Raw genomic sequence first — 9,424 nt, 5'->3', positions numbered from 1 at the left:
AAGTACCTCACCGGCCTGTGGGCCTGCATGCAGAATCAAACGCCATTCGATTCGTCGTTGCTCTTCAGCGACGAGCATATGAATGCTTGACCCCAAACGGAGTATCTACATTGGGGCGGGCGCCTCGGCAAAAGTGGGAGCGAATTTATTCGCGATTGGGGTTATTACCGCCCGCAGCGCTGCGCGCTGCATCGCGGTTGAAACCGCTCCCACACTGGGGTGGTGGCACCACGTTATGGCACTGCCTCCCAGGCAAAAGTAGGAGCGAATTTATTCGCGATTGGGGTTGGCCCAAAACGGCAGCGCTGCGCGCTGCAATCGCGGTTGAAACCGCTCCCACACTGGGGTGGTGGCACCACGTTATGGCACTGCCTCCCAGGCAAAAGTAGGAGCGAATTTATTCGCGATGGGGTTGGCCCGAAACGGCAGCGCTGCGCGCTGCAATCGCGACTGAAGTCGCTCCTACACTGGGCTCGGGTGCCTTGGCAAACGTAGGAGCAGCTTCAGCCGCGATGGGGTTGGCATGGAACTCAGTACACCACCCCGCGCAGGATCTCGTAGACCACATCATTGACGATATCGACGAGGATGGCGTCGGGGCCGGCCTGGCGCCATTCGTACCCCTCGTAACGGGGCAGGTCGCCGTAGAGACGGTCGTCGAAGCGCTTGGCGATGCCCGGGGGCAGCGGCTTGCCGCGCTCGAGGTTCATCCGTATGCCCGGCGGCAAGTCGGCGTCGCGGCTGACGTAGTCGCGGTTATCCTCGAAGATGCGCCGAATCACCCGCTCCTCGAGGCTGGGGCCGTCGCGGCGCCAGTCCCGATCGCCGTGATCGTCGCCACGGCGGCGCTCCTGGCGCGTCGACTCGCGGCGCGGCTCACTGGCCCGCTCCTGCTGCTGGCGACTCTGCCCCTGGGCATTGCCGCGGCCCTGGCCCTGCCCTTGACCTTGAGATGAGGCGCCTTGGCCCTGGGATGAGGCCCCCTGCCCTTGAGGTGACGCCCCCTGAGCCTGGACATTGGCCGCCCCCAGCGCCAGCGTCAGGACGCCGGCGGCCACCAGCGGCAGGCGAAACAGCATTAGTTTATGGGACATGGAGCACCTCCTTGCGTAAGGGCTTACCGCCAGCATAGCGACAAAGCGTGCAAGGGGTGTGGAGATGGGATGGATGAGGCAAAATTAAAAGGCCGGCAGGTGCCGGCCATGAAAAATTCTCTATTGTTAAGGAATCGCTTCTAATTCACACCGTCCAGATTCAAGATCGCAATCAGCTTGTTGAGTACCTGGATCCGCAGCGGCAATAGTAAAGCTGTCAGAATCTTCATAATCGTCACCACCAACGAATGTTGGTCCTGCTTCTACACATGCAGACCAATCAAAATCATCTATATCCGTAAAAACTCCATCCCGGTCATTCCTTTCGATTACAGCAATTCTCGCTACTGAAGTTGCTTCAGAGAGACATGCACTATTTGCTGCTCTTTGGGTGTAAGCTTGATACTGCGGAATCGCAATCGCCGCCAAGATCCCGATAATCGCCACCACGATCAACAGTTCAATCAGGGTAAAACCGCCCTGGCCGGCCTTGCCCTTGACGGACTGCTTAGTCATCGGTGTTTTCATTCTTATACCCCTTCTGTGTTTGGCACATGCCTTGTCGGTCAGCTCGGCGCGTCCAACACCTGCCAGCCCTGCTTTTGGTACTTTATAACCACTCTCGACTGCCATCCCTCAGCCGTTCTTGCTACCTTTCCTCCCACTCTAGTCTATCCCAGCTTAGCTACCCGCTTATACGGTGACTAACGCGACATTTCAACGCTATTTGCTATATTGCTCATGCGGCTCACCCGCGACCTTTGATTACAATAAGTTACCCTCGCCGCCAGAACAACCCTCTGCCACTTTTTTATGAGACGTGGCAGCGCCGGGCGCTAAGCTAGCAGCCCTAGCGCCGGGGCGTGAGCCGCCAGCGCTGCGCGCTGCAATCGCGACTGAAGTCGCTTCCACACTGAAGCAGTTAGCTTTAAGCCTGGCGCTGGGCCCTGGGCCCCGGGCCCTGGGCGCTTGAAGCCGGTCGCTTTTGTACCTTTTCATGGCTTTCCTCAACTCTAATCCCGGGTAGACTGAGAGATATCCAACGCCACCGCCGAGATTCTTCATGTCCGATGCCCTGCCTCCCGGCACGCCTCCTCATGCTCCGCCCCCCACCCGCCTACGCGGCATCGCCGGGCGACTGGTGGAGGAGGGGCTGCTCTCCATTGCGGCGGCTACCCGCGCCGAGCAGGAAGCGCGCGAGGAGGAGGTTTCGATGATGCAGCACCTGGTCGAGGGCGGCCTGGTAACGCCACGCCAGGCGGCGATGGCGGCGGCCTGGGAGTACGGCCTGCCGCTGCTCGACCTCGATGCGCTGCGCCCGGACAGCCTGCCCCCCGCCGACGCCATGCCCGAGGCGCTGCTGCGCAAGCTAGGCGTCATGCCGCTGACCCGCAGCGAGACCGGCGTCACGGTGGCGGTGCCCTACCCCTCGAGCCTGGCCAAGCTCGACGAGCTGCAGTTCGCCCTGGGGCTCTCGGTGGAGGGGGTGCTGGCGCCCATCGACCAGTTGGCGCCGGCGCTGGAGAACTACCTCAGCCAGATCGGCGACAGCCAGATGATGGAGGGCCTGGCCGGCGCCGACGAGGCGCTGGAGGGGCTGGAGTATGGCCAGCACGACCCAGCGGACGACAGCGCCGTCACCGCCAGCAGCGACGACGCGCCGGTGGTGCGCTTCGTCAACAAGATCCTGCTCGACGCCATCAAGCGCGGCGCCTCGGATATCCACTTCGAGCCCTACGAGACCAGCTACCGCATTCGCCTGCGCATCGACGGCATTCTGCTCGAAGCGGCGCGGCCACCGTTCGGCATGCGCACGCGGATTGCCGCGCGCCTCAAGGTGATGGCGCGCCTGGATATTTCCGAGCGGCGCCTGCCCCAGGATGGCGCCATCAAGCTGCGCCTCTCCAAGCAGCGCTCCATCGACTTTCGCGTCAACTCGCTGCCCACGGTATATGGCGAGAAGATCGTGCTGCGTATCCTCGACCCGGCCTCGGCCCAGTTGGGCATCGATGCGCTGGGCTTCACCCCCACCCAGCGCGAGCTCTACGAAACCGTGCTGGCCCAGCCCCAGGGCATGATCCTGGTCACCGGCCCCACCGGCAGCGGCAAGACGGTGACGCTCTATACAGGCATCAATATCCTCAATACCACCGAGCGCAATATCTCTACCGCCGAAGACCCGGTGGAGCTCAAGGTGCCGGGGGTCAACCAGGTCAACGTGAATGCCAAGATCGGCCTGGATTTCGCCAGCGCGCTGCGCGCCTTCCTGCGCCAGGACCCGGATATCGTGATGGTCGGCGAGATTCGCGACCTGGAGACCGCCGAGATAGCCGTCAAGGCGTCCCAGACCGGCCACCTGGTGCTCTCCACGGTGCATACCAACTCCGCCGCCGAGACCTTGACCCGCCTCTCCAACATGGGGGTGGCGGCGTTCAATATCGCCAGCTCGGTGAGCCTGATCATCGCCCAGCGCCTGGCGCGCAAGCTCTGTCCGCTGTGCAAGGAGCCGGTGGAGATCCCCGCCGAGGCGCTGCGCGAAGCAGGCTTCAACGAAGACGAGATCGCCCGGGCGACCATCTACCACCCAGTGGGCTGCCGCAAATGCACCCTGGGCTACAAGGGCCGGGTGGGCATTTACGAGGTGGTGCCGATATCCGACGCGATCAGCCAGTTGATCATGCGCAACGGCAACGCCATGGAGCTCGACGAACAGGCGCGCAAAGAGGGCCATCCGGACCTGCGCCGCAGCGGCCTGCTGAAGGTGATGCAGGGCATTACCAGTCTGGAAGAGATCAACCGGGTGACGAAGGACTAAAACAGAGACGCCGAGCGCCCAGTTGCTTGACGATTGGGACTGCCCGGCGACAGACCTGCGAGAAGGCGCTGTAAACCCGTCCCTGGGCGCTACCTTGCGCCATCCATGGCGCAAACCTTCTCTTCGGTCTGTCCCCGGCGTCCCTGGCTTCGCGCTGCCCAACTCAACGCAGGGGAACGATAATGGCGACACGACAGATGAAGGCGCCGACCAAGGTCAAGCTGCACCGCTGGAAGTGGGCCGGCAAGGGCCCCAGCGGGCGCAAGGTGCAGGGCGAGATCGTCGCCAGCCAGAAGGCCGAGGTGGAGCGTGAACTGGCCGGCCAGAGCATCGTGGTAAAGAGCGTGCGCCGCAAGAGCTCGCTGACCGGCGGCATGGGCAAGATCAAGCCCCGCGACATAATGCTGTTCGCGCGCCAGATGGCGACCATGATCCGCGCCGGGGTACCGGTGCTGCAGGCCTTCCAGGTGGTGGCCGAGAGCTTGAAGAAGCCGGCCATGAGCGCTCTGGTGCAGGAGCTGATGAACGAGGTGGCGGCCGGGGCGAGCTTCTCCGAAGCGCTCAAGCGCCACCCCGAGCACTTCGACCGTCTGTTCGCCAATATGGTCGAGGCCGGCGAGCAGTCAGGCTCGCTGGACCGCATGCTGGAGCGGGTGGCGACCTACAAGGAGAAGGTCGAGTCGCTCAAGGGCCGGGTCAAGAAGGCGCTCTACTATCCGATCGCGGTAATCCTGGTCGCGTTGGGGGTGACCGCCCTGCTGCTGATCAAGGTGGTACCGCAGTTCGAGAGCCTGTTCCGCGGCTTCGGCGCCGAGCTGCCGGCGATGACGCGGATGACCATCGCCATGTCGGAATTCGCCCAGGACTACTGGCTGTGGGGCATTGTGATCGTGGTCGGCACAGTGGTGGTGATCCGCCAGGGCATGAAGCGCTCGGAGGCCTTCGCCTACCGCATGCACGCGCTGTCGCTGAAGGTGCCGGTGATCGGCGATATTCTCGACAAGTCCTGCGTGGCGCGCTACTCGCGCACCCTGGCCACCACCTTCGGCGCCGGGGTGCCGCTGGTGGAGTCGCTGGATACCGCCGCCGGCGCCGCGGGCAACAAGGTCTACGAGCGCGCGGTCATCCAGGTGCGCGACGATGTCGCCACCGGCCAGCAGCTCTACTTCGCCATGCGCCTCACCGAGCGCTTCCCGGCGCTGGCGGTGCAGATGGTCAGCATCGGCGAGGAAGCCGGCTCGCTGGACGCCATGCTCAACCGCGTCGCGGACTACTACGAAGAGGAGGTCGACAACAAGGTCGACGCCCTGACCTCTCTGCTCGAACCCTTTATCATCGTGATCCTCGGCGTACTGGTCGGCGGCCTGGTGGTCTCGATGTATCTGCCCATCTTCGAACTCGGGAGCGTGCTTTGAGTGTGACGTATGAGTCACGGTTCATGTCACAATAGGCAATTGACTACGCACCGCGAGTAACGCGCTGGGAATGAGGAAATTGTGCGAACGTAGAGAAACGTGCACTGTTACCGCCTCGGATTGGACGTACACCTGACACGTCATGCAAGAGAGCGAATGACGCAGAGAAATATCTCGGAAGCACGGCTCTCTCAGCTTCTCGACGGTGGTGTATATCGCTACAAAGACGACCAGCACTTGTGGATCGCAGCCAGTTTTTTCGGAAAGGCCTGACAACCTGATCTGTGTCGCGGCAGTCATCGAAGATAGACTGGTGATCAAGACAGTGATGCACCATTTTCAGTGGAGTGAATGAACCATGCGAACAACCTACGATGAAGCGGATGACATCCTCGTCCTACATCTTTCCGACAAGCCTATCGTCAAGGAAGTCTCGCAAGACTGGAACACGCATGTGAGCTACGCCGAGGACGGCAGCATCGTCGAAATCGTCGTACTCGACGCCTCGAAGCAAGGCGCCTGGCCACTGCTGAAAAGCCACGCGGCGTAATCATCACTCCTGGAGCCCGCCTTGACGCTGGACCTTCCCCCCGCAATTCTGTGGCCGCTGGCCGCCGTGCTCGGGCTCTGCCTGGGCAGTTTTCTCAACGTGGTGATCACCCGCCTGCCGGTGATGCTGATGCAGGGCTGGCGCGCCGAGGCGCTGGACGCCCTGGAGCAGCAGCCCGAGGCGGTGCCGCGCTTCAATCTGCTGACGCCGCGCTCGCAGTGCCCCGGCTGCGGCGAGCCGATTGCCTGGCACGACAATATTCCGCTGCTCGGCTATCTCAAGCGCCGCGGCCGCTGCGCCGGCTGCAACGGGCGGATCAGCCCGCAGTACCCGCTGATCGAGCTGGCCGGCGCGGCGCTTACCCTGGCCGCCCTGGCGCTGCACGGCCCGACCCTGGCCGGACTGTTTATCGTCGGCGCCTGCCTGACGCTGCTGGCGCTGGCGGCGATCGACTTTCGTATCCAGCTGCTGCCCGATGCGATGACCCTGCCGCTGCTGTGGGCCGGACTGCTCTATCAGCTGCTGTTCCAGCCGCTGCTGCTGCCCAGCGCGGTGATCGGCGCAATGCTGGGGTATCTCTCGCTGTGGAGCTTCTACTGGCTGTTCAAGCTGGTCACCGGCAAGGAGGGCATGGGCTACGGCGACTTCAAGCTACTCGCCGCGCTGGGCGCCTGGCTGGGCTGGCAGTACCTGCCGCTGGTGCTGATCCTCTCCGCCGGTGTCGGCGCGCTGGTGGGTATCGCGCTGCAGCTGGCGATGCCCAAGCTGCGCGGCGCAGCGATGCCGTTCGGCCCCTTCCTGGCCATGGCCGGCTGGATCGCACTGCTGATGGGCGAGCCGCTGATGGCGCTCTATTTGGGGATCGTCGGGGTATAGCGCTGAGCGCTTGCCCGGCAGCGATGCCAGGCCTATGCTTAGGCATAGGCCTAAATGATCGAGGAGCGCCATATGCCTGAAGAACGCCATATCCGGCTGTTTCGCAACGGCCGCAACCAGGCGCTGAGAATCCCCCGCGAATTCGAGCTGGAAGGCGATGAAGCCATCATCAGCCGCGAAGGTGACCGGCTGATTATCCGTGCGCTAAAGCCACACGGCCTGCTCGCGACCCTGGCCACGCTCGAGCCCTTGGACGAGGCGCTGGAGGAAGGGATCGACGACGACCTGCAGCCGCTGGACGACGCCTGGTGAATGCGCCCTACCGCTATCTGCTGGACACCAACATCCTGTCGGCACTGGTTTGCGAGCCTCAGGGACGCGTGGCCAGGCGCATCGCCGAGGTCGGCGAGGAGACGGTGTGCACCAGCGTCATCGTTGCCGCCGAGCTGCGCTTCGGCGCGCTGAAACTCGCCAGCACGCGGCTGACCCGGCAGGTCGGACGAATCCTCGCAGCGCTGCCGGTGCTGCCCTTTGAGCCCCCCATGGACCAGCACTATGCGCGTTTGCGCGTGCAGCTGTTCAGCGCCGGTACGCCGATTGGCCCCAACGACATGCTGATCGCCGCCCAGGCACTCGCGCTGCCGTGCCGGGTAGTGACGGCCAATGTTGGCGAGTTCCAGCGCGTGGCGGGGCTGGCGGTGGAAAACTGGCTGGAGGATGCATGAGCCTGTGTATTGGCGTCACCGGCGGCATCGCCTCTGGCAAGTCGAGCGTGGCACGCGCCTTTGCCGAGTTCGGCATCCCCTGGGTGGACGCCGACGATCTGGCCCGCGAGGTGGTCGAACCCGGCGAGCCGGCACTTGACGAAATCGCTGAGCGCTTCGGCCCACGCGTGCTGCAGGACGACGGCCGGCTCGATCGCCGCGCGCTGCGCGAGATCGTGTTTGCCAATCCCGACGAGCGGCGCTGGCTGGAGTCGGTGACCCACCCGCGGATCCGCGAGCGCCTCAACGCGCGCCTCACCGAGATGGCCGCGGGCCCGGCACCCTACCACCTGCTGGTCTCGCCGCTGCTGTTCGAGTCGGGCCAGGCCGAGCTGGTCGACCGCCGCCTGGTGATCGACGTGCCCGAGGCGCAGCAGATCGCCCGCACCGCGGCGCGGGACGGCGTCGACGAGGCCCAGGCCCGCGCCATCGTCGCGGCCCAGATGCCGCGTCGAGAGCGACTGGCCCTGGCCGACGATATCCTCGACAATGGCGGCGATCTCGACGCGCTGCATCAGGGCGTCGCCGACCTCGACCGATACTATCGATACCTCGTTTCAGACTCTGCCAGGCCATGATATGACACAGACACACCGCTCTCCGCTTCAGGTCCCCTGCCCCCGCTGCCGGACGCCCGTGCAGTGGGTTGAGGAGAATCAATTCCGCCCCTTCTGCTCGGAGCGCTGCAAGCTGATCGACCTTGGCGCCTGGGCCGACGGCGCGCACCGCATTGCCGGCGAGCCGGCGATGGACGAGACCGAGATCGATGAGATGATCCTGCGCGCCGAGCGCGGCGAGATGGGCAAGGACGACTGACGGTGGCCGCGACTCGCCCGCCCACCGAATACCGCCTGCTGGCCGAGCTGGAGGCAGCGTTCGATCAGCTGATCGAGCGCGTCGAGGCACTGTGTCAGGTGTATCGCGAGTCGCCGGGAGCGGCCTGGGCGCTGCACACGCCCACCCCGGACGCCGACTGGCTGCGCCAGGTGCTGCTCGACTTCTGGTATCAGGACGGGCAGGACGGCCGCGCTACCCGCAGCCACGTGGGGCTGGTGGCCGCCGACGAGGCGCTGCTGGCGGAGGTGGCCAGGGTCAACGCCGCCAAGGCGGCGTTTGCGGCGCTGCTGGCGGAGATTCGTGCCAAGGCGGCGAGCCTGATCCCCGAGCTCAAGGCGGTGCTGCCGTTTCGCCACCCGACGCTGCACACCCACCTGCGCGGCCAGGGCCTGGCGCGCCTTCAGTTGAAGCAGTGCTGGCGGGCGATTCCGCTGGCCGATGCGCCGCTGGCGCGGGTTCGGCTGGCGTGGTATTCGAGCGGCCGCTCGATCAAGAAGCTCAGCGTGGGCGAGGCCGAGCAGAAGCTGCTGGCGCTGGACAGCGAGGCGCCCCATGTGCGCATCCAGCTCAGGCGCCTGGCGGGAATTCCCAGCGCCGAGCCGCTGGCCCAGGTGCAGAAGCAGGCCCCGCTGATGCGCGCCAACCTGTTCTTCGCCGAGCCGCTGGCCGACGGTCGCAGCCGCCGCGCCATGAACGTCGCCCTGCCGCTGTTCATTCCCAGTCGCGATGGACGCCTGCCCGACTACAACCTGCCGCCCCCCGCCCCTAGCGAAAAGCGCACCCGCGCCAAGCGCAGCGACGAGAAGCTTGAGGATGAGGTGTTTCTGCCCAGCTTGCGGGTCTACCGCTACCGCGGCTGACCCAACCCCATCGCGAATAAATTCGCTCCTACATTGGCCTTGGCGCCATTCCCAAAGTAGGAGCGGTTTCAACCGCGATTGCAGCGCGCAGCGCTGCCAGACCAACCACCCCATCGCGAATAAATTCGCTCCTACACTTGCCTTGGCGCCATGCCCAGTGTGGGAGCGGTTTTTAACCGCGATGTAGCGCGCAGCGCTGCCGGGCAGGGCCAA

Annotated in this window: 12 protein-coding genes; 10 read left to right on the top strand and 2 right to left on the bottom strand. The window is 64.5% G+C overall.

Features of this window, described 5'->3' with window-relative positions; all coding sequences use genetic code 11:
• Nucleotides 1-530: 530 nt before the first annotated feature.
• Both IEI94_RS09415 and IEI94_RS22865 read right to left on the bottom strand, forming a co-directional pair.
• Complete coding sequence (locus IEI94_RS09415) at nt 531-1,094, bottom strand: anti-virulence regulator CigR family protein (protein ID WP_191167051.1); 564 nt, start codon at nt 1,092-1,094, stop codon at nt 531-533.
• Between the two features lie 126 nt (nt 1,095-1,220).
• Complete coding sequence (locus IEI94_RS22865) at nt 1,221-1,727, bottom strand: prepilin-type N-terminal cleavage/methylation domain-containing protein (RefSeq protein ID WP_412030906.1); 507 nt, start codon at nt 1,725-1,727, stop codon at nt 1,221-1,223.
• A 430-nt stretch (nt 1,728-2,157) separates the two neighbouring features.
• Between IEI94_RS22865 and pilB the strand changes: the two genes are divergently transcribed.
• The 10 genes from pilB (at nt 2,158) to IEI94_RS09360 (ending at nt 9,211) form a co-directional block, all read left to right on the top strand.
• Entirely contained in the window at nt 2,158-3,909 is a 1,752-nt protein-coding gene (gene pilB / locus IEI94_RS09405) for a type IV-A pilus assembly ATPase PilB (RefSeq protein ID WP_191167050.1), read from the top strand.
• Nucleotides 3,910-4,091: 182 nt separating this feature from the next.
• Nucleotides 4,092-5,324, top strand: coding sequence for a type II secretion system F family protein (locus tag IEI94_RS09400; protein WP_191167049.1), 1,233 nt, complete (start codon nt 4,092-4,094; stop codon nt 5,322-5,324).
• Nucleotides 5,325-5,480: 156 nt separating this feature from the next.
• On the top strand, nt 5,481-5,597 hold the full coding sequence (locus tag IEI94_RS22945; RefSeq protein WP_412030905.1) for a hypothetical protein: 117 nt from the start codon (nt 5,481-5,483) through the stop codon (nt 5,595-5,597).
• 85 nt (nt 5,598-5,682) lie between these two features.
• Nucleotides 5,683-5,874, top strand: a complete 192-nt coding sequence (locus IEI94_RS09390) for a DUF2283 domain-containing protein (protein ID WP_191167048.1) — start codon at nt 5,683-5,685, stop codon at nt 5,872-5,874.
• A gap of 27 nt (nt 5,875-5,901) precedes the next feature.
• Nucleotides 5,902-6,750: a prepilin peptidase gene (locus tag IEI94_RS09385; RefSeq protein ID WP_191167054.1), complete on the top strand. Its 849-nt coding sequence runs from the start codon at nt 5,902-5,904 to the stop codon at nt 6,748-6,750.
• 72 nt (nt 6,751-6,822) lie between these two features.
• Complete coding sequence (locus IEI94_RS09380) at nt 6,823-7,062, top strand: antitoxin (RefSeq protein WP_191167047.1); 240 nt, start codon at nt 6,823-6,825, stop codon at nt 7,060-7,062.
• Nucleotides 7,059-7,475 (top strand): type II toxin-antitoxin system VapC family toxin, encoded by a 417-nt coding sequence (locus tag IEI94_RS09375; protein WP_191167046.1) that lies wholly within the window; start codon nt 7,059-7,061, stop codon nt 7,473-7,475. Before IEI94_RS09380 ends, IEI94_RS09375 begins: the two co-directional genes overlap by 4 nt.
• Entirely contained in the window at nt 7,472-8,092 is a 621-nt protein-coding gene (gene coaE / locus IEI94_RS09370; RefSeq protein ID WP_191167045.1) for a dephospho-CoA kinase, read from the top strand. Before IEI94_RS09375 ends, coaE begins: the two co-directional genes overlap by 4 nt.
• Complete coding sequence (gene yacG / locus IEI94_RS09365; protein ID WP_318153382.1) at nt 8,004-8,330, top strand: DNA gyrase inhibitor YacG; 327 nt, start codon at nt 8,004-8,006, stop codon at nt 8,328-8,330. The genes coaE and yacG overlap by 89 nt, the downstream gene beginning before the upstream one ends.
• A gap of 2 nt (nt 8,331-8,332) precedes the next feature.
• On the top strand, nt 8,333-9,211 hold the full coding sequence (locus tag IEI94_RS09360) for a DNA replication terminus site-binding protein (protein WP_191167043.1): 879 nt from the start codon (nt 8,333-8,335) through the stop codon (nt 9,209-9,211).
• Nucleotides 9,212-9,424 lie beyond the last annotated feature (213 nt).

This window comes from Halomonas sp. ML-15, assembly GCF_014779595.1.
Lineage (GTDB): Bacteria > Pseudomonadota > Gammaproteobacteria > Pseudomonadales > Halomonadaceae > Franzmannia.
This window is presented reverse-complemented; position numbering and strand designations above follow the sequence as displayed.

What these genes read in the sequence shown, in the direction of transcription:
- IEI94_RS09415 (WP_191167051.1), bottom strand. Translation starts at nt 1,094, where the DNA reads ATGTCCCATAAACTAATGCTGTTTCGCCTGCCGCTGGTGGCCGCCGGC.
- IEI94_RS22865 (WP_412030906.1), bottom strand. Translation starts at nt 1,727, where the DNA reads ATGGCAGTCGAGAGTGGTTATAAAGTACCAAAAGCAGGGCTGGCAGGT.
- pilB (WP_191167050.1), top strand. Translation starts at nt 2,158, where the DNA reads ATGTCCGATGCCCTGCCTCCCGGCACGCCTCCTCATGCTCCGCCCCCC.
- IEI94_RS09400 (WP_191167049.1), top strand. Translation starts at nt 4,092, where the DNA reads ATGGCGACACGACAGATGAAGGCGCCGACCAAGGTCAAGCTGCACCGC.
- IEI94_RS22945 (WP_412030905.1), top strand. Translation starts at nt 5,481, where the DNA reads ATGACGCAGAGAAATATCTCGGAAGCACGGCTCTCTCAGCTTCTCGAC.
- IEI94_RS09390 (WP_191167048.1), top strand. Translation starts at nt 5,683, where the DNA reads ATGCGAACAACCTACGATGAAGCGGATGACATCCTCGTCCTACATCTT.
- IEI94_RS09380 (WP_191167047.1), top strand. Translation starts at nt 6,823, where the DNA reads ATGCCTGAAGAACGCCATATCCGGCTGTTTCGCAACGGCCGCAACCAG.
- coaE (WP_191167045.1), top strand. Translation starts at nt 7,472, where the DNA reads ATGAGCCTGTGTATTGGCGTCACCGGCGGCATCGCCTCTGGCAAGTCG.
- yacG (WP_318153382.1), top strand. Translation starts at nt 8,004, where the DNA reads ATGGCGGCGATCTCGACGCGCTGCATCAGGGCGTCGCCGACCTCGACC.